Origin of the sequence: Streptomyces sp. NPDC058335 (assembly GCF_042723915.1) — a bacterium.
Classification (GTDB): Bacteria; Actinomycetota; Actinomycetes; order Streptomycetales; family Streptomycetaceae; genus Streptomyces.
Genome location: NZ_JBHXHX010000027.1, coordinates 55,861 through 74,430, shown reverse-complemented (window position 1 = coordinate 74,430; position 18,570 = coordinate 55,861). Strand labels below are relative to the sequence as shown.

Below are 18,570 nucleotides of genomic sequence, written 5' to 3'. Positions count from 1 at the left end.
CCCCAAGCGGCTATACCAGAGCGGACTCGACCTCGTGGCGCTGGTGCAGGCTGCCGCAGCCTGGGCGGTGGAAACCGGAGCGGCCGGCGGCATGATGCTGTCCGCCGCACTCCACCGCTTCGACGACGGCGACAAGCCCGTGCACTTGATCGCGTCGGAGCACGCCTTCCGCCACGGCCCCGCGATGCCGTTCCCAGCAGTTTCTGCACAGACCACCGGCGATCTCGCCATTGTCACCGACCAGCGGAGGCCGTCGTCGTGGCCTGCGCACTTGTCTCCGACCTGCTGGCCGACATGGGAGCGCACGAGCCTCACGTTCTGATCTCCAAAGGGGAGATCCTGATTGACCGGTTCCAGGGCTTCCGACATTCACTGCGGTAGTCACCTGCCGACCGGCAGACCCCGGGCCTCGAAGGGCCCGGGGTTCGGCGGAGCGGGGAGCGGTCAGAGGCCGTCTCAGTAGTCGTCCCGTTCGGAGGGCGGCTCGTACTGCTCGATGAGGTCGCAGGTGCAGGTGCCGCCCCCGTACAGCGGCTTGTCGCACTCGTCATGGTGGTCCCGCTCCAGCAGCGGCTTCGCTGCAATGGGCCGCGTGCTGACTGTGGTGGGTTGGGCCCAGGCGGGTACGGTGCAGGCGTGCGGGATGGCGCCACCGGTGCCCCACCCGGCGGAGAACGACCAGCCCGTCCAGGGATGGCCGCGCCCGGACGGACTGAGCAGGCCTGCGAACGTGCTGCTGGCTGTCCGGGCGAGGTTGGTGGTACGGCCGGTGCGCTGAAGGCGCCCGTCGTACCTGCCGAGCAGCAGACTGCGGGGAGCTGCCGCAGGGCCGGTGACCGCACCGACGACCGTCTCGGTCGTCTCGCAGACCTTGTAGTTATGCCAGCCCTTCACCGAGGGCTGGTCGGCGTCGCCCAGCCTCTTGAAGACCATAGCTTCCATCCCGACCGACGCCCACGTCAGCCACTCACGATGTCGGCCTCGGTGGTCGACGGGCACAGCGCCCACGGCGCCTACAGCCGGCGGGCGGCGAACATGGACTTCGCAGCCGGTGAAGTGCGTTGCGGTCTCGCCCTACAATCTGTGCTGTGTCTGACGTCTGGGCGCCGCGGCCGGGCAGTGGGTGGCCCTGCCGGGCCGCGGTGGTTGCGTTCCGGGGCTGCGGTGGCGCGTGCAGCGGAACGGTTCAGAGTTTGGTGAGGGGGATGGCTTGGGCCATGCGTTGGTAGCCGGCGTCGTTGGGGTGGACGTGGTCGCCGCTGTCGTAGGCGGGGCGCAGGGTGTTGGGTTTGTGGGGGTTGGCCAGGGCGCGGTCGAAGTCGGTCAGGGCGTCGTATCCGTTGCGGGTGCCGGCGGTGCGGCGGATCCACTGGTTGAGCTGGTTGCGGATGGTTTCGTTGCGGCCGATGCAGCTGCAGGGCGGGAGGGTCGCGCCGATTGCTTTGAGTCCCCGTTCGTGGGCCCACTTGATCAGGTAGCGGTGTCCGTCGATCAGCTGCTGGGCGTTGATCCTGGGGGCGCCCTTAGCGCAGCCAGTGGTCCCGCTTTGCTGGCGGATGTCGTTGGTCCCGGCGAGCACGATCACGGTGCGTGCGCCCGGCTGGAGGACCACATCACGCCGGAACCGCGCTGTGGCCGACTCGCCGCCGCAGGGCGACTTGGTCAGCAGCCGGTTGGAGCTGATGCCCGCGTTGAGGACGGGACGTGGGGTCCCGTTGGCCACCAGGCGTTCGGCGAGCTGGTCGGGGTAGCGGTTGTCGGCGTTAAGGGTCGAGCCGGGGCCGTCGGTGATCGAGTCGCCCAGGGCCACGATACCGTTGCGTGGTTGCGCCTGGGCGCTGCGGACGTCGATGCGGGTGAGGTAGTACCAGTTCGCCCTCGGTTCGGCCCTCGTGTATGCGCCGCCGCCGGGATCGACGCGGTGGTCGCCGGTGGCCCGGTAGCTGTTGGCCATGGCCCGGCTGTGGTAGGTGGCCGGGCCGGTCCGCTGGGCGAAGTACAGGGTGACGGTGAGCCTCTCTCTCGCTGCGGTGCTCATGCGCAGCGGGTCGCTGTCCCGTTCACTGCCGACGGGAATCTGGGTCCACTGCCGGCTGCCGAAGGTGAGGTGACGTTGGGATCCGCGTTTGACGGCGGCGCCGGCCGTGGTGCGGGCGAGGGTGGCGCCGGTCAGCCGCAGGGGCGTGGTGCCGTACAGATTGGACAGCCGTACCCGCACCATGGTGCCGCCCACGGTGAGCCGGACGACCTGGCGCACCGACTGGTTGGCAAAGCCCTGCTTGGCCCAGCCGGGCGCGTTCGGGTTGAGCGGTTGCTGCGCTGCGGCCCAGCTGCCCCGCCAGAACACCGCTGCAGCCGCGCCGGGTTGTGCAGTGATGCTGGGTCCCGCGTGGTTGTGCGCGGGTGTTGCTGCGGCCGGTGACAGTGGTGCGGCGGCTAGGGTGGTTGCTGCCGTCACAGCCGCCAGAAGCAGCGGCAGAAACTTCATCGGTCTCGCTTTCACGTCCATCACGTTCCTTTGGCCGTAGCGTGCTGATCGGGGGTGGTGTGACGTCTCCGGCTTGACGGCTGTTGAGCTCGCCGGTTGTGACGGTCCGGCTGAGGGCACCCGACGGTCCAGGCGAGGGCACCGCAAAGAGCAGGTCAGCGGCCGGCGGCATTGATGGGTGAGTGCGGGGTGCGGGACTGGGGCTCGCGAGGCGCCTGGTCCCAGAAGCCCGTTTGCCGCACGCAGCGCGGTGACGGGTGCTGTTGACCGGAGCGTGCGCGGATCAGCTGCTCGCCGGCTGCACCTGGGGGTCTGGCAAGTGCGCAGCGGCAGGGGGCTCCGCGCGTCGGCCGATGTCGCCGCCAGGTGTCAGAACGCGGCGTTCTCGCGTGACCACATGTGCCACTCGTTCCATACGGAGTGGGTCTTCGCGCGGTTCCAGGCGTGGTTCTTTGCCCGCGTGTAGCCGTGCTGCCGGTCGACGGTGATGAGGTAGCCCCACAGGTCGGTGCGGGCGGCGCCCTTGTGGGTGAAGGGGAAGTTGAAGAAGTGGCCGTGCCAGTGGTTCTGCTGGACAAGGAGCCGGTGCAGGGCGCGCACGGTGTTGTAGTTCCACCGTGGTTGGTTGTCGAGCGCGGACATGCTGAAGATGCCGTCGCCGATGTCGCCCCAGAACACGACGTGGGTGTGGTTGGGGAACTGGGCCCGGTGCCCGTGCAGGTAGCGTTCGAGGTCCGACAGGCCCATCGTGGTGCGTAGGAAGTGGATCTGCTCCTGAACCGTCTTCTTCGCCTCGTAGCCGACGTTGCTCAGCCACTGGTTGTTCAGCCGGCCGAGCCCGCAGACGGCTTCGGGCTGGCTGACCATGTGCTTGTACAGGAAGGCGAAGCGCCCGGTCTGCGCGCGCATCTGCTGCAGCCACGTGGCGCCGCCGTTGTGGATGCCCTTGAAGTACGGGCCCATGCCGGCGCCGGGCACCATCAAGGTGTGGGTCTTGAGCCAGTTGCCGGTGCGGGCGTTGATGCCCCTGGCGATGTACAGGGCGCGGTTGCGGACCTCGGCGCAGTTGTTGAGGTTCGTCTCCACCGGCATCACGCCCTGCAGAGAGCCGGCGATCCCTTCGCGTTTCGCGCGCTGGATGAGCGCGCTCATGTCGGTGATGAACTCGTTCGCCCCGGGGTGCCGGTTGTAAGCGCCCCAGGAGCGGTCGCTGCGCTGCAGCCACTGCCGTTTCCACAGGTAGACCCTCATGCCCCGGCGGTTCAGCTCGTGCAGCACCTTGATGACCTCGTTGTCGCGCTGCGTCTTCGTGGTGCCGCGGGGCAGGTCACTCATGTTGGCGACGCGCAGGACAACCGTCTTGAAGTCGTTGTTGTACAGCGACGCGACAGCGGTGCGGTAGGCCAGGCCCTGAGTGTCGAACCGGACGCCGAAGGTGTCGGTGGTGTCACCCGGCTGCGCCGGGCGGCGCACCGTACGCCACTTGATGCCACGGATACTGTCGGGGTTCTGCGACACCGGCGCCGCAAGGGGCGCGGCCGCACCGGTATCGACGCCCAGCGTGCCACCCGCCACCGCCGCACCGGCCACGGAGATGCCGATGCCCAGAAACCGGCGCCTTGACGTTGTCATGAACGGCCTCCTTGCGACTGCTCGTTGGTGCAACCGGTGTACCGGCGCCATCCGGCCCGCGGGGCGGCAATGCCCGCCAGGTCACCCGTACGGCGGCATGCCCCCGCCCCACCAACCACGCCAAGCACAGGCAGCACACAACGGCGCACACAGCCGCCACCGAACACGCCACCGCGCCCCCGGCAATGCTCCAACGCACTGTCCCCACTCGGGGGACGCCCCGGCCCCGAACGGCCCATCAGTCCTTACGGTCCAGGCAGGCGCCGGGACAGGGCCGCTCACGATCACGAGGAGACACCCATGCGCAAGCTCGCTCCCAGCCCTGCTTCATCCGGTCAGCGTGGGTAGCGCTGACACCTGAGAGTGGAGAGTGTTCATGACATCGACAAGAGTTCTGCGCCGGATCCGCAAGGCTGCCCCGGCAGTGGCCTCAGCGTTCATGCTGCTGGCGGTACTGCCGGGCAGCGCACAGGGGGCGAGCGGCTCGTACATATACATCACTCCCGCGGGTCAAGGCTCGCGGGTCGAGAATCCGCCGAGCGACACCTGCCTGCCCCTCACTGGCGGCGCGATCAGGTTCTCGAACGACACCACCGACATGGCATTCCTGTACGGGGACTCCTCGTGTTCCGGCGGGTGGGCCCTTGTGGGGGTCGGAGACACGTGGGACGCGCCGACGGGCGTCCAGGCACTCGCCGTGCGCCTCGGCTCGACCACCGGGTGAGAGGACACCACCGCGGCGTCGTAGGAAGGAGCGCGTTCATGCGCGTGCTGCGCCGGTAGGAAAGGCGCGGCAGCTCTGATCGCTGCCCTGGTCACTCGCCCCTGGTGCCACACGTGCCGACCAGGGCCGCGACCAGTGCTGGGGGTGCCGCCCGCTCGGGCGTCACCCTCAGCACTAGGCAGCGCGGAGGCGGCCGGGGTGGCAGGAGGAGCGGGGACGGGCCGAGGGCGCGGTGCGCTCCGCGGGGCGGCCCGCCGACGTGATCCCCGCCGACGTCCTGCCCCTGGTCCAGCCGTACCTTGCCGTCTGGGAACGCGAGCGCGACGAACGGGAGCGCAGGCACCTCCAGCGGGAGCGGCGCCGTGCGGCCGTCCTCGCGACCCTGGGGCAGGACTACGTCGGATTCCAAGTGGGAGTTCGTCGGGCCGTTGCTGCCCGCGTCCTTGCAGGGGCCGAAGCGCCTGGACGACCGGAAGAACTCAACGGGATCGTGTGGAAGTTCCGCACCGGGACGGCCTGGCGGGACGTGCCCGAGCGGTACGGCCGTGGGCCACGCTGCACATCCGCTTCCGCCGGTGGGCGGCAGACGGCACCTTCGAGCGGATGCTCAAGGCCGCCCAGGCACAGGCGGACGCAGTGGGCGATGTCGGCTGGCTGGTGTCGGTCGACTCCACCATCGTCCGCGCCCACCAGCACGCTGCCAGGGCCCGAAGAGGGGGCTTCGCAAGCCCGGCCTCGGACGCTCCAGATGCGGCCTGACTAGCAAGATCTATATCGCCTGCGACGCCTTCGGCTGCCCGCTGGCGTTCACCGCCACGGGCGGCACCAACGACTGCACTCAGTTCACCGCCGTGTTGCAAGCGATACGCGTGCCCCGCATCGGCCCGGGACGGCCCCGCGTGCGGCCCGACCATGTCCTGGGCGACAAGGGCTACAGCTTCAAATGGGCGGTTCGTGAGGTGATATCCGTTTCTTGCTGAGGTGGGAACAAGGACACTGGTGGAAGTTCTGTCTGCTATTGCTTCCTGGCGAAGTTGCCGGTGGTCGGCCTCGGTGAGGATGCCGAGTTTGGCCAGTCGTTTCAGCTTGGCGCGGGTGCCTTCGACGTTCTTCGGCAGCAGTTCGTGGCCGAGGGCTTCGCAGACGTTCTTGGCCCGTAGCGATCCGGTCGTGTGGTTGAAACAGGTCGTGCACCCGGGCCGCTGTGCCGGGGCCGGTCCGTCTCGCCCGCCAAGCGGTGAAGACCGGTTCGATCAAAGCTCAGCGGGCGTCGGACACGTCACTGCGGTATGGACGACGAACACTCACGCCTCATCCAACGATCGCCAACGACCCCAGTCATAAAAACATCCAGAACACCAACTATGGAGATCAGATGCTCTCTTTACGAGTTGGTGCGTGATAGCGGGTGGGGCGTGTTTGGCCTGGTTGTGGCCTGTTCTCAGGTGTTGTTGGTGCGGTCGGAGACGAGACCGGCGATGGCGCGGTAGGTGTCGGGCAGGCGGTCGCGGCGGTGGGTCCAGCGAGTCAGTTGCTTCCAGCGTTTGTGGTCGGCGAGGGCGTGTTCGACGGTGTTGCGGTCGGAGGAGTGCCCGTGGCGGTCGCGTTCCCACTGCTCGACTCTGCCGGGCAATGCTCCGGGCCGGGGTTTTCTGGGTGGTGTGATCGCTTGCCCGCGGTGGTCGCGGTTCAGGCCAAGGTAGCCGTCGTCCAGGAGGACCTCGACGTCGGGGAAGTGCTGGAAGCAGACGGCGATGCCTTCGTTGCGGGCGGCCGTGGCGTCGTGCATACGACCAGGCCGGAGGGCATCGGTCCATAACGTGCGGCCACGCCAGTCAGCTATCACAGTGGCCTTCATCGTGTTCTGCTTCTTCTTGCCCGAGACGAACGCACGGCGACCGCCGCGGTTGGCCGGTGGCCTGCGGACCTGGATCTCGGTGGCGTCCAGCCGCAGCTCGACGCCTTCGGCCTGGGCGTAGGCGAACACGTCCGTCAGCGTCCGAAGGCGCAGGCCGGGGCGGTCGGGGACCGCGCACCCCCGCTCGGCCAGGAGCCGACGTATCTCTCCGATCGCGCGGGTGATGGTGGAGCGGTCGACGCCGAACAGCAGCCCCAGCACCGAGTGCGGCAGATCGTGGCGCAGATGGATCAGCGTGGCCACCAGCCGGTCGACGAACACCAGCTGGTGACGGGCGCCGGCACCCGCAGCCCGTTTCCTGTCCCCACCTCGTGCAGCATGACGGCGGCCCTCGAGGCCGGCCTGCCACGGCACCGCCAACTCCTCAACCAGGCGAGTGAGATGACGCCGAGAGATCCCAGTGAACAGCCGATGCGCCAGCACCGCCCGATTGACCATGATCGTCACACCCGGATCATGCCACCTGCCTGGCGCGAAGCCCCACCCGCTATCACGACCAACTCGTAAAGACTCCACCTGAACCGCGACCTGTGACTGAGCGCGCCAGTTGGCCAGATCGGCCAACTGGCGCGCTCAGTCACACCCGGACCGATAGTCGGGGTCGCTCGCGTATCCGCGGGGAGGATTGGATGTTCATGCACGCGATGCCGTGCTCAATGAGGGCGACGGGGCCCGGGGCACCCGCTCAGCGTGCCAGGACGCCACGACCCCACGAAGGACCAGCTGCCGCTCGTAGAGGGTGACGTGAGCTCCATTTGGACACCGGTGCGCAGCGGTTTTACCGAGCCCCGCGTAAAAGTCCGTCAGTTCCGGCGATCTCCATCGGAGGCTGGCCAACCCGGAGTCAGAGCGGCCATGTACCGGCACAGCGCGGAGGCTTCTGGCCAGCCGTGAGGACCTCTGCGGAGGGGGTCAGAGAATGTAGACGCTCTGCGCGGTCTCGGTGTAGTACGTCTCGCCCGGGTATACGAGCCATTCGACTGCCCCACCGCAGCCGGGGCCCGAGTGGACCTCGGCGATGGCGTCGGTGTGGTTGGTCACCGACGATGGGAACCAGTCCACCGGGAAGCAGCCGCTCGGGTTCTCGTGCGCCACCCCGTTGACGATCAGTACTCCCTCGGCAGCGTGGGCGGATGTGGGGACGGCGACAGCGAGCAGCACGCGGGCAGCAAAGGCGCCCAAGACGGTGGTCATGCGTCGGATAGTCATGATCGATATAACGACCACATAGTGGGTAGGTCACACAAGCACAGGATCATGGGGCCAGCATCCCGGCCACTGTCCACAGGGGCTCCGTGGCGTCATGGTCGGTATGAGCGATGACGAGCGGTAGCAGTCGGCCCCGCGCTCCGGCAAGGTTCTGGAAGCCCTCCCGCGGGCGGAGCGGAAGGTCTTCACCCGACCGCGGCGGCGCTGGGCCTCAGGGCGGCCGAGCGCGGCCGCAAGGTGGTCGTCCTCACCCCCGCGCCGAAGTCCGCAAGCCGCCTGGACGACTTCGACTCCTCGGGCGCCCTGGCGGCCTTCGCCGGCGTCGCCCCCGCACCTCGCTAACTGATCATTTCAGAATGAGGTTCGGAGTCGTCTCAAGCAGATGATGCTGCAAGCGAGTTGGAGCAGTCCGAGGTGGAGGTCGGCTCGTATCTCGTACCGGGTCCGCAGGCGTTTGAACTGGTGGAGCCAGGCGAAGGTTCGCTCGACGACCCACCTGGTCCTGCCCAGGCGGGAGCCGTGGGCGGTGCCCTTGCGGGCGATCTTCGGCGTGATGCCACGAGCGCGGAGGAGCCTTCGGTACTTGTCGTAATCGTATCCGCGATCGGCGAACAGCCGCCGTGGCCGGTGACGGGGCCGGCCCACCAGGCCGCGGATGCGGGGTATCGCGTCCAGCAGGGGCATGAGCTGGGTGACGTCGTGACGGTTTCCGCTGGTCAACGACACCGCAAGGGGTGTTCCGTGCCGGTCGGTGATCACATGGTGCTTGCTGCCACGGCGGCCGCGGTCGACCGGCGAGGGTCCGGTGTGAGCCCCCCTTTCAGGGCCCGGACATGCGAGCCGTCGACTGCGGTGTCCTCCATGTCCAACAGTCCGGCCTTGCGAAGTTCCGCGAGGAGGATCTCGTGCAGCCGGGGCCAGACACCGGCCTCGGTCCAGTCCCGCAGACGCCGCCAGCATGTCACCCCGCTGCAGCCGATCGTCTCAGTCGGTACGTCCGCCCAGGCCACACCCGTGCGCAGCACGTACACGATCCCGCGCAGAGCCGCACGGTCATCCGCCGGCAGCCGGCCCGGATACCGCTGACGCCGCGGCGGGCGAGGCGGGAGGAGAGGGGCGACACGATCCCACAGATCATCAGGCACAAGATCATCCGACACCCACAGAACTCTGCCGTCCGCCAGCCCAACTGCCAAGCCGGTGAGCCAAATTCATTCTGAAATGATCAGTTAGTGTGATGCCCAGAAATTCTGAGGGTTGGTAAGTAGCCTGTTGGCATGTGACATCCGGGTCCCTCTGCTGTGGAAATCGCACTGTCCGATGACGTGCCTACAGAGCTAATGCGTCGGGCAGCATTATCGGACCGGCGTTCGGCTGAGCGGGCCCTGATCGTCCTCGCGTGCGCCGACGGCATGACAAACGTGGGCGCTGCACTCGCGTCGTCGTAGGGGGAGTACCAGGAACCGCTGGTGAGTCGGCAGCCTGCGTCCTGCTCGGGTGCGGTGACGGCCTCATCGAGGAGGACCTCGTTGCGGGTGGAGCAGCCGTCGTGGTCGGCGTCGGTCCAGTGCCGGAACTTGGTGCGTTCGTATCCGGTGCGGTCTTCATCGGGACGGGGAGGGCGGCCAGGGCGTCGTCGACGGGCACGGTGACGGTGTCGCCGGGTCCGGCGGCGTGTGCGGTGGCGGGGGTGAACAGGGCGGCGAGCACGGAGAGCACGGCTGCGGCGGTGACGGCGGCGCGCGTGGGGCGCATCAGGGATCCCTCCGGAGATCACGAACAGTCGGTGATCTTCGTAGCGGTCCTGAACGCGCCCCGCCTGGCATTCGGTGGTCGTTTCACCCGTTCGGACGGCTGGACAGCACGGCAACGGATTCTCTGGCCAGGGCCTGAGTCCGTCAACGGCCGGCACCGCACGGTCAGCAGCACGCCTGCCCCTCATTCCGGGGTCGGGCGTGCTGTTCAATGCAGAGTCGTGCGTGAACGCTGAAGTGCCCTCCTCCCAGTTGGTCGGGAGGAGGGCGCGGGACTTCCCGAGTCAGCCGTGGTAGTTGATGTAGCCGTTGCCGTCGGCGTCGTTGGCGCGCTTGGTGTAGGAGTGGACGTCGGCCTTGGGTCCTCCGGGCTTGAGGAGGTAGATGGTGTCCTTGTCGTTGTTCCAGATGAAGTTGCAGTTCTGGCGGTAGACGACGTTGCCGGCGTCGGAGTTGGTGCCCTTGCCGCCGCGGAGCTTGATGTAGTCGCCGGGCTCGAGGGTGTGGTTGGCGGTGAAGGTGTACTTGTTGCCGGCGGCGTCCTTGACGACGTAGCCCTTGAGGTTGACCTTCGCGGTGCGCGAGTAGTTCTTGATGGTCAGGTACTCGTTCTTGGTGTTGCCGCCGGAGCACCGGTTGGAGTCGGTGCCGGGGGCGTCGTACTGGACGCCCTTGACTTTCAGCGCGGACGTGTATTCGGCGGCCTGGGCCGGGCCGGCGGTGACGGCGGCGACGGAGACGGCCGCGGCAGCGGCGGCCAGCGCGTGGCGTATATGCATGAGGAATCCCCCCTCAGTGGTGCGAACAGAGCGCACGGAGCATACCGAATGTGATCAGCAAGCGGTGACGGTGTGCGCAGATCGTGAAGGTCCCCCTCGGCGCGTCCAAGGCAAGCTCCGGTCGGGTCTGGAAGGCCGCACGACCCGCGCTCCCACACCCGCACTGCCGGATGACAGTCTCGGCCGTGCTCGCCTCACGGGTTGTCAGTGCCGCACCCTGCACGAGCCCCGGATGTGGCCGCCCGGCCCGCTCACCCTCGACATGCAGCGAGCCACGGGCCTGCAGCAGATCCGCGACACCGTGCCGCTCGCGCCCGCATTCCGCACCGTGGCCCCGGCCGGCGACGGCTGCCGCCCGAACTGCTGGCGCTGGTCACCTACCACTGCCGCCGCATCTGCGCCTGCCTCGCCCGCGCCCAGCACGTGCAGGCCTTGCACGGCGACAGCATGGAGCAGTGGCAGCGCCCGGTCCTGTACGCCCTGACCGACGCCCTCCCCAACAGCCACCTCCTGGTCGGCACCCTCGCAGCCCACCTTCAACGCCAGGACCAGCAGGCCGTCGCGTCGATGACCCTGCGGTCAGCGGCTGGTCGCGGAGGCAGCAGCTCACCGGATAGTCGCGGGCCTGAAGCGTCAACTTCACATAGCGCGTTCGACGGTGCAGGGCACCAGCCTGATCGTCGGCGCAGCAGTCGACCCCTACCCCAGAACCCGGCCGTTGCGCCCCTTACGGCAGGGGCAGCAACCCGCACCGACTCGACGATTCGAGCGAGGAGTCGCGTCGTGTCCTGCGGCGGCGCTTTACGCCATGCCTTATTCAGCGACAACGCTCGAATCGGGAGTGGACGGGCTGCAAAGTCGACGATCGCCCGGGCGGCAGGTCACGGGTCCTACGCCGAACAGGATATACAGGGCAATACGCCCAGATCAAATACCTTCTCAACAGGGCTGCCACCTCGTGCATGTCACTTGCCTCGGCTATATGCCGGTTTAGCAGCCTGTGCTGCATCCGGCGGCATTTCGCGGCGGGGTGAAGATAGTGTGTTTTTTACGTCAACGCCGCGCGAGAGGTGGAACGTTGAGCGACGGTCGACTTGGTGTGGTGATGATCCACGGGATCAGGTCCGGGCCCAAGGTGTGGCAACCCCTTGAGCAGCTCGTTGCAAACGACGAGGAACTCGGCTTCGTTGAAACACTACCGTTCGAGTACGCAACCGGAGTTAAGCGTCTCCATCCCCTGCGCGTCTTCCCGTCGATCGATATGGTCGCCGACAGCCTCAAGGAGTTCCTAGCCACGGAGGCGGGTAACTTCGAGAGGCTGATGTTCGTGACCCATAGCCAGGGCGGCCTTGTGGGGCAGCGGTATCTGGCTCGCGTGTTGGCCGAAGGCGCGGGCCAGGAACTCGCCCGCATCAAAAGGGTGGTGATGCTGGCCTGCCCCAACAATGGTTCGGAACTACTACTGTCGCTACGCCGCAACGTACTGGGCCTAGGACATCCTCAGGAGAAGGATCTGCGGCCGCTCAATGACCAGGTGACCGCGACGCTGCGCACGATTTTGCGTGATGTCGTGCACGCCGCTGCTGTCACGGACCGCACGTGCCCGATCGACTTCCGCGTCTACGCTGGGGAAAGCGATCGTGTCGTTCTGGCCTCGTCCGCTCAGTCGGTGTTCCCTGACACGGCCGCTCTGCCCGGTGACCACTCCACGATCCTCAAAGCCGACTCGACTGGCCACCGCACCTTCACCACCCTGCGCCGTCTCATACTCACCATCCCCGGAGGCGCAGACGTCCAGCCACCGTCCACGACACAAGCGTTGCCGTCGGATACTCGAGGCACGGTGACCAACATCATCAGAGGAGGCACTGCTTACGGCCCGGTCATCCAGGGAGGCACGGTAGAGGTCTCCTTTCCACCTCTGCCTGCCGACGAGAACGAGCCCTAATCTAGACTCCGCCACGGAACTCGACGTCCGCTGACGGTCCGTCCTTACTTCAGCCTGTCACTGCCCTGCTCGAAAAGTTTTGCGATTCATAACCGGCCATGCACGCGAAAGCTCGACGGTGATCTACTTGGCTTCGTACGCTCTCCCGGGCGTCCGGGTCTGGCAGATCTCCCGGGGCGTGGAATGGGCCGCCTCTTCGCGCTGCGCCCCAATACCATGTTTCAATGACCCGCAGGTCACCGGAACGGATGAGGTTCAGCACGGTGATCAACTGCTGTATGCAGGCAGTGGGGCCCGTAACTCTCCTCACAAGTTAGGGTCTGGTTCATCCGCGCGTGGGGGCTACGGTTCGTCACCTTATGAAAATCGGTCGAAGTAGTACGGGAGCCATTTTTCGAGGAATGCCGAGAAGGGCACAGCGGCGGGACACACACGCCGGATAAAGCCAGATAGCGCCACCATGTCAGGGGGAAGAGTGTCCGCTCGGTTGAAGAGCGCGATCATTATCTCGTAGATGTGGCGTCGCCTCGCTGCGTTGACACCGGCCCGGATGGAATCGGAGTCCAGGTCGGCGGCCTGAGCTTCTTTTCGAAGGAGTTCGCCAGCGATGGCCGGTACAACGTTATTGCAGAGAACCGTGAGCAGCTTGGGGTTTGGGCACAATTCAATTCGTGCCGATGAGCTGTAATTGAACTGGTCAACGAAGGCTTCGGTGAACGGCAGCAGGACTTGCGGTGCCCCGAAGCCCGCCACGAGCCTGGCCAGCGACTCTGTTGAAGAGGCAATGAGATGCAGTTGAACCGCCAGCAGCGCTGATTGCAGTCGGGGCATGGCCACCAGTTCCGCGGTCATGCGATATTCCTGAGCCGTGAATGGAAGCCGGCCGAGCATGTATGTCGCTGCCATCTCGCGGGCTTCGGCCTCCGTCAGCAGTACCGTCGGCGGACCATCGCCTAGTGGCGTGTGCCTGGGGCCGTTGCTTGGCGGGGCTTCTGTTGCGGCCGAGTGGTAGAACTCGCGCAGGACGTGGCGCGCCGGCAGTGTGAAGTCCGGCCGTGCCTGACATGCATCGACGAGGTGGGGCCAGTCCCGCGCCAGTATGCGCACGCTCTTACGGCAGGACGCTGCCGGATCGGCGCCGGTCGCTGCGGTGAGTCGGTCGATGCTGCGTAGTAGGTAGTCCGCAGGCGTGGAGGGGCTCACGGTCCGTCGTACCCGTGTGCGGGCAGCTTCGCCGCTTCGTCCGGCGTCGACTGTGAAGTACTCGAGGAGGGAGATATGGCCGGCTGCCCCGAAGCGGACGGCGACGTCTCGACTTCGTGTGGCCTGAGCCCAGTACGCACTGCGCACTGCACCGTGACAGGGCTTTGCCTGTTCATTCTCGATGATGGTCGGCGATGCCGCTGGCGCCAGCCCTTCGCTCATGAGTGACCGCACGAAATGGTCGTTTGCGCGGATCTGATGCCGGGGAGGGCTTCGAAACCATATCTCCGATGACATTTTCGTCGTTTGGATCTGTTCGTTGACCGACTGAAGATAGACGTCGAGGCTCTGGCGATCTGGTGTCATGAGTGCGTGTCCGCGGTGTCGTTCACCAGGGCCGCGTAGCCTCGAAGCAGCCGTTCGGTGATTTGGTGGCCTTCGTCTCCGAGGCTGAACCATCTCGAGCTCAGAGCGGAGGCAAGGAGAGCGAATGCCATCGCTGTGGTCAGCGAGTCCTTGTCTCCTTCATCTAGCCAGCTTGCTGTGACGGTGAGGTCCCGGATGAATGGCGGCAAGGAACGAACAGCCCACGAATCCGCCGGCCCCGGTATGGTATTGGCTTCGGCTGCCGGTGCTGATTGGGCCAGCAGCCGACCGAGGCACAACAGCAAGCTGCGGAGGGCGGAGGTGCATCCGTTGACTGCTTCCTTTTCGGTCGGCGCGAGGTCCTGGGGGGATGCGATGCACTCTGCTTCGATGACCTCGTGGATGTCTTCAGGGGACATTTCCCGAAGCCAGATCCGCGCGCGCTTGCGCCGAGTCTCCTTCATGTCGGCGAAGAAGGGCATGTTTAGAGGGCCTTGAAGATCGTACTGGAGTCGTTGCACGAGCCGGCCCACGGGAGACGTACGGGCAGTGGCGTTCTGGGACATTTGCCGTGTGCGTAGGTTGTTGAGTGTGACGCCGGCGCATTGACGTGAGTGCCACTGGGTGAAGGATTTTCCAGTGAGCCTGTGGCGCCAGGGGTCTATCAGAAAGTCCGGTCTTGCAGAGAGTTGGTCCAAGGCTGCTTCAATGGCGGGTTTTTCATAGTGCACAGCGGAAAGGAACTGCTCTTGTGATCCGCCGGCGACGAGGAACTGCTTGAGGGGCGTGCTGCTGGTCTCTTTCGAGCCCAGTTGTTCCTCGCTGTCATCGGTACGGTGGAAGGACGCCATGACAGCGCTTCGTGCCGCTCCAGTCGACGTGCGGTATCGATGGTGGACCAACCTGCTTGCTGCAAAGATCGTATGGCATGGTGTCTCGAGATCGGTCAAATGGACCACGAGAGGGCCGGGTGTTTCAAGGAATTTCGCCTGGGCCGCTAGCACTTCATTAACTCGGCTTTCGAACGGAAAAATGCAGGCATCTTCGTCACTCCAGACGCTCCCGTCCGCTTCCACGAAGCACTGTCTGAAAAGCCGGTTCGTGCGCGGCAGGTAGGTCAGTCCCTGGCCTGAGGGCCCCTTCGTACTGCCCAGACTCCAGGTAACAACTACTTTGTACTCGTCAATGAAGGGGCTGTTGTCGAGGTGCAGAGTGTTGTCCCGGGCGACGACGTCGACTGGGTAGGTGTCCTTGGCCCGCATGTCGATGATCTTTATCGGGCCGCCCAGTGCATAGGCAATCAGGACGGCGAAAAGGGGGTGCGCAACGGTGTCCCACAAGCCAGGGTTTCTCAGCAACGGTATCGACGAGGCAATGTTGAGGTAACTGTGCAGCGTGCCGCGGCTGCCGCCTGCGCGCATCTCTGCGTCGTACGTCTGCCGGAAGTCATCGAACTGATCCGCCGGGACCAGTCCAGTCGTGCTGACGGCCCCCTCGCGGGCGAGCGCTCGACTTAAGGAGCCAAGGGCTTGCGTTCCGAGGAGATTGTCCAGTGTGGCGCGAAAGCGAGCGTCCTCTGCCTGGCGCGACAGCTGACGGTAGGAGGACGGGCTGGCCAGTCGATCGGAGGGGACGAGGGGTGTGTGACGCAAAGCCATGTGGTTGCCGTTTCACCTGAGCTCGTCTGCGCTGACGAAGTGGTCGAGATCTGTGAGGACGCGATGGACCTCGGCCACCGCACTGTGGTTCCCGACTTGAATGTAGGCATCTTCGAGCTGCTGCAGAATCGCTCGAACGGAACGGGAGTTGCCGAGTGCTTCCTCGGCTCGCCACGCACGTTCCAACCAGGTGCAGCCTTTTTCGAGCTCTCCGGACTTGACTCCGGCTGTCCCCAGGACTCGCAAGGCGAGCGCGCGGCCATACGCGTTTGCCCTTTCCTCGCACATCGCCAAGCTGCGCAGGCCCAGGTCTTCGGCCCAGGTGTAGCGTCCCAGCTCGATGAGGGCGCGTGCGGCGTCGTACATGCCTCGCGCCTCGCGCACGGCGTTGTTGTTGCGCCGGGATTCTTTGGCGGCACGCAGCCCCCAGCGCACGGCCTGGCGGTAGGCGCCGGAGCGGAGTGAGAGTTCCGCCATGGCGTGTTGGGTGGAGGCTGTCTGGCTGCTGTCTCCGCGGGCACTTTCAATGCTGAGGGCCGCCAGGAGTTGTTCCTTTGCAGAGTCGAGCCGTCCGGCGTCGGCGAGCGCCCTTCCCAGGCCGCGCCGGCAGTGAGCCTCCATCGGGTGGTCGCCAGCCACGGCTGCTTGGAGGGCGCGTTCTTGGACCTCGAGGGTTTTTGGAACGTCTTGTCGCCAGTAAAGATAGGTATTGACGCACCAGGCGAAGCGGGTGACGAACTCGTAGTCGTGGGTGTCTGACGCTTCGTCCATCAGGCGGACCATGGAGGGCGTGATGGTGCTGAACCAGGTGAGTGCCTCGGGAACGGTGAATCGGACCTCGCTGGCGATCCGTTCTGCTGTGTTTCCCAGCGCGATCGGGGACCGGTTGGGGTCGATCGCTTGGTCGGCTGCAAAGCTGACCGCGAGGTAGGTTGTGCGGATTCGGCGGGCGATGTCGATCTGTTGGTCAGCGTTGAGTACTTGGGCGCGTGTTTCTGACAGGTACGCCCGAATGATGTCATGCATGCGGTAGTGCCCTCGGCTGATCTCTTCGATCAGAGAGGCGAGACTCAGTGCGCGCAGGGTCCGGTCGCATCTGGACTCATCCTGGTCGAGGACGAGGCGCAGCACGGCACTGGAGAGCTCGGTGTTGGGCAACATTGATGCTGCGTACAGGACGTACTTGGATTCAGGGTCGAGGTCTTCAACAGACCAAGAGACGACTCTTCCGACCTCTATGCCGAGATCAGCATCGTCGAGGAACCGTAGGGGGGTGTCTCCGGACTGGATCCCTGCGAGGGCGTCTTGGAGGTCCCATGTGGTGTGGACGGCGAGTTTGGCGGCGACGATGGCAAGCGCAAGCGGATGTCCTTCGAGTAATTTGACGATCCGGGTCGCGCTTTGGTTTTCTCTGCCGACGCGGACGAAGCCCACGCGTTCCGCAAGTAGTTCGATGCCTTCTTCGATGCTGAGCAGAGGCAATTTGAGGACCTGAGCCTGGTGTCGAATGATCATTTCGGGGATGGCGCGTCGACTCGTGATAATCAAGCTGGATCCCACACCGGGGACGAGTTCTCTCACGTCATCGTAGGTCGACACGTTGTCAACGATCACCAGGCATTTTTTTCCTGCTGTCGCTGCGAGAAACGCGTTTCCCCATCCTGTGTCGTCAGTCAAATCAGAGCGGCTTACACCAAGCGCGGCCAGGAAGGTGCGCAATGCGTCCCGCGGTTCCACCTTCGGGGCGTTCGAATAAGCCTGCATGTCGACGAAGAACTGCCCGTCGGGGTAATCCTCCAGCCGCGATCCCGACCAGGCGAGTGCCAGGGTGGTCTTGCCCGAGCCAGCCAGGCCCCACAGCACACAGAAGCGGGATCCTGAGGATCCCATGGCATCGTCCATGGCTTTCAGAAGATGCGATCGGCCGATGACCCGACCCACACCGCCGGGCAGCATGTGGGGTACTTCAGCGCGGTTCAATGAAGGTGGCCTCTGGACATATATCGGCCCTGATGACCCCACCTGAAGCAGCTGATTCGCCGACAGACGTTCCGCAATATTATGCGGAGCACCTTCCTGCTCGGGATTCACTGAGCATTTCCTCCCGTCCTCGGCTATCTAAGCGGGGCAGAGACGCTCCCTAGCGCTCCGCACCCGGTGACATTATGCGTCACATCGAGACATTACCGATATTTTGGGCCTGAATGAGTTTCTGCACATTGCTGGATGTTACGGAATTGCTCGCGCCAGAGGACATAGAAAGTCTGTGCAGATGGTCCTGGAATGTTGGGTCCTGGCTCGCGTGTATGAATAGCAGGGCCTGGAGTTCACGCTTGTCATCCGCGGAGAGAGCTCCGCGTTCTGCCCGAGTTAGGAATCCCAGTTCCTGTGCGGGCTCCTGATTTCGGGAAAGGTAGCGGCGGATGAGGTCGATGAGCGCAGCGCCGGATCCCTCGGAAATCTTGGCGAGCGCAGCAGCCACAATGGCCTCCGTCACGGGTCACTCTCCCTAATCGTTTGGTACGACCGGACAGACCGGGGCGGGCTGGCACGCTGGACGGATGCCAGCTGGGTTGTGCAGGCGTGATAACCGAAGAGGATCTTTAGGCGGCGCTCAAGACAAGAACACAGATGTAGCAACCGTACCCTGCGCCCTGGTTGGTAAGCGCGCAAGTCCCGAAAAGAAGCGAGCCGCGGCGACGTCGTCGGCGCCATCGGCTGTGCAACCGCTGTGATCACGGCGCTCGTTCTGCTCCTCGGAGGAGGCGTCGATGACCGGCGGAGCGAAGCACCGCAACCGGTATCGTCCGGTTCTCCGTCCCCGCTCCCACCGGCCGCTGAACATACGATCTCAGGTCCACAACTTACTGGCTCTAACAAAAGCGAGTTGA

The 18,570-nt window shown here is 65.4% G+C and carries 16 protein-coding genes; 5 read left to right on the top strand and 11 right to left on the bottom strand.

What is annotated here, in order from left to right:
• The first annotated feature begins 34 nt into the window (after nucleotides 1-34).
• Nucleotides 35-322, top strand: a complete 288-nt coding sequence (locus ACFWJX_RS36450; RefSeq protein WP_383250722.1) for a hypothetical protein — start codon at nucleotides 35-37, stop codon at nucleotides 320-322.
• A 134-nt stretch (nucleotides 323-456) separates the two neighbouring features.
• Here the strand turns inward: ACFWJX_RS36450 and ACFWJX_RS36445 are convergent, their stop codons facing one another.
• The 3 genes from ACFWJX_RS36445 to ACFWJX_RS36435 form a co-directional block, all read right to left on the bottom strand.
• Nucleotides 457-933, bottom strand: a complete 477-nt coding sequence (locus ACFWJX_RS36445; RefSeq protein WP_383250720.1) for a hypothetical protein — start codon at nucleotides 931-933, stop codon at nucleotides 457-459.
• Between the two features lie 253 nt (nucleotides 934-1,186).
• Nucleotides 1,187-2,347, bottom strand: coding sequence for an SGNH/GDSL hydrolase family protein (locus ACFWJX_RS36440; RefSeq protein ID WP_383250719.1), 1,161 nt, complete (start codon nucleotides 2,345-2,347; stop codon nucleotides 1,187-1,189).
• A 510-nt stretch (nucleotides 2,348-2,857) separates the two neighbouring features.
• Complete coding sequence (locus ACFWJX_RS36435) at nucleotides 2,858-4,120, bottom strand: hypothetical protein (protein WP_383250718.1); 1,263 nt, start codon at nucleotides 4,118-4,120, stop codon at nucleotides 2,858-2,860.
• A 376-nt stretch (nucleotides 4,121-4,496) separates the two neighbouring features.
• Here ACFWJX_RS36435 and ACFWJX_RS36430 point away from each other — a divergent pair, with 376 nt between their 5' ends.
• The 3 genes from ACFWJX_RS36430 to ACFWJX_RS36420 all read left to right on the top strand — a co-directional run bounded on the left by ACFWJX_RS36430 (nucleotide 4,497) and on the right by ACFWJX_RS36420 (nucleotide 5,824).
• Nucleotides 4,497-4,844, top strand: coding sequence for a hypothetical protein (locus tag ACFWJX_RS36430; protein ID WP_383250716.1), 348 nt, complete (start codon nucleotides 4,497-4,499; stop codon nucleotides 4,842-4,844).
• A 492-nt stretch (nucleotides 4,845-5,336) separates the two neighbouring features.
• On the top strand, nucleotides 5,337-5,603 hold the full coding sequence (locus ACFWJX_RS36425; RefSeq protein WP_383250797.1) for a hypothetical protein: 267 nt from the start codon (nucleotides 5,337-5,339) through the stop codon (nucleotides 5,601-5,603).
• Nucleotides 5,495-5,824, top strand: a complete 330-nt coding sequence (locus ACFWJX_RS36420) for a transposase (protein ID WP_383250785.1) — start codon at nucleotides 5,495-5,497, stop codon at nucleotides 5,822-5,824. Before ACFWJX_RS36425 ends, ACFWJX_RS36420 begins: the two co-directional genes overlap by 109 nt.
• Nucleotides 5,825-6,285: 461 nt before the next feature.
• On the opposite strand, the gene ACFWJX_RS36415 is transcribed toward ACFWJX_RS36420, so the two are convergent.
• From ACFWJX_RS36415 to ACFWJX_RS36400, 4 genes are all read right to left on the bottom strand, one after another.
• Entirely contained in the window at nucleotides 6,286-7,200 is a 915-nt protein-coding gene (locus ACFWJX_RS36415; protein ID WP_383250783.1) for a transposase family protein, read from the bottom strand.
• A gap of 474 nt (nucleotides 7,201-7,674) precedes the next feature.
• Nucleotides 7,675-7,956: a hypothetical protein gene (locus tag ACFWJX_RS36410; RefSeq protein ID WP_383250715.1), complete on the bottom strand. Its 282-nt coding sequence runs from the start codon at nucleotides 7,954-7,956 to the stop codon at nucleotides 7,675-7,677.
• Nucleotides 7,957-8,322: 366 nt separating this feature from the next.
• Nucleotides 8,323-9,131, bottom strand: a protein-coding gene (locus ACFWJX_RS36405; protein WP_383250713.1) for an IS5 family transposase whose coding sequence is annotated in 2 segments (ribosomal slippage) — nucleotides 8,323-8,792 and nucleotides 8,792-9,131 — 810 coding nt in all. Because the reading frame shifts where the segments join, the coding sequence is not laid out codon by codon here.
• Nucleotides 9,132-10,009: 878 nt separating this feature from the next.
• Nucleotides 10,010-10,504, bottom strand: coding sequence for a lamin tail domain-containing protein (locus ACFWJX_RS36400; protein WP_383250711.1), 495 nt, complete (start codon nucleotides 10,502-10,504; stop codon nucleotides 10,010-10,012).
• 1,078 nt (nucleotides 10,505-11,582) lie between these two features.
• Between ACFWJX_RS36400 and ACFWJX_RS36395 the strand changes: the two genes are divergently transcribed.
• A complete protein-coding gene (locus tag ACFWJX_RS36395; protein WP_383250709.1) occupies nucleotides 11,583-12,452 on the top strand; it encodes an esterase/lipase family protein in 870 nt (289 codons plus the stop codon).
• A gap of 357 nt (nucleotides 12,453-12,809) precedes the next feature.
• On the opposite strand, the gene ACFWJX_RS36390 is transcribed toward ACFWJX_RS36395, so the two are convergent.
• The 4 genes from ACFWJX_RS36390 to ACFWJX_RS36375 form a co-directional block, all read right to left on the bottom strand.
• Complete coding sequence (locus ACFWJX_RS36390; RefSeq protein ID WP_383250707.1) at nucleotides 12,810-14,021, bottom strand: hypothetical protein; 1,212 nt, start codon at nucleotides 14,019-14,021, stop codon at nucleotides 12,810-12,812.
• Nucleotides 14,018-15,679, bottom strand: a complete 1,662-nt coding sequence (locus ACFWJX_RS36385; protein WP_383250705.1) for a hypothetical protein — start codon at nucleotides 15,677-15,679, stop codon at nucleotides 14,018-14,020. The genes ACFWJX_RS36390 and ACFWJX_RS36385 overlap by 4 nt, the downstream gene beginning before the upstream one ends.
• A gap of 12 nt (nucleotides 15,680-15,691) precedes the next feature.
• Entirely contained in the window at nucleotides 15,692-17,770 is a 2,079-nt protein-coding gene (locus ACFWJX_RS36380; RefSeq protein ID WP_383250703.1) for an NB-ARC domain-containing protein, read from the bottom strand.
• 79 nt (nucleotides 17,771-17,849) lie between these two features.
• Nucleotides 17,850-18,176 (bottom strand): hypothetical protein, encoded by a 327-nt coding sequence (locus ACFWJX_RS36375; RefSeq protein ID WP_383250701.1) that lies wholly within the window; start codon nucleotides 18,174-18,176, stop codon nucleotides 17,850-17,852.
• Nucleotides 18,177-18,570 lie beyond the last annotated feature (394 nt).

Excerpts from the sequence above, each read along its gene's own strand:
- ACFWJX_RS36430 (WP_383250716.1), top strand. The coding sequence starts at position 4,497 with ATGACATCGACAAGAGTTCTGCGCCGGATCCGCAAGGCTGCCCCGGCA.
- ACFWJX_RS36445 (WP_383250720.1), bottom strand. The coding sequence starts at position 933 with ATGGTCTTCAAGAGGCTGGGCGACGCCGACCAGCCCTCGGTGAAGGGC.
- ACFWJX_RS36385 (WP_383250705.1), bottom strand. The coding sequence starts at position 15,679 with ATGGCTTTGCGTCACACACCCCTCGTCCCCTCCGATCGACTGGCCAGC.
- ACFWJX_RS36435 (WP_383250718.1), bottom strand. The coding sequence starts at position 4,120 with ATGACAACGTCAAGGCGCCGGTTTCTGGGCATCGGCATCTCCGTGGCC.
- ACFWJX_RS36400 (WP_383250711.1), bottom strand. The coding sequence starts at position 10,504 with ATGCATATACGCCACGCGCTGGCCGCCGCTGCCGCGGCCGTCTCCGTC.
- ACFWJX_RS36390 (WP_383250707.1), bottom strand. The coding sequence starts at position 14,021 with ATGACACCAGATCGCCAGAGCCTCGACGTCTATCTTCAGTCGGTCAAC.
- ACFWJX_RS36415 (WP_383250783.1), bottom strand. The coding sequence starts at position 7,200 with ATGGTCAATCGGGCGGTGCTGGCGCATCGGCTGTTCACTGGGATCTCT.
- ACFWJX_RS36410 (WP_383250715.1), bottom strand. The coding sequence starts at position 7,956 with ATGACCACCGTCTTGGGCGCCTTTGCTGCCCGCGTGCTGCTCGCTGTC.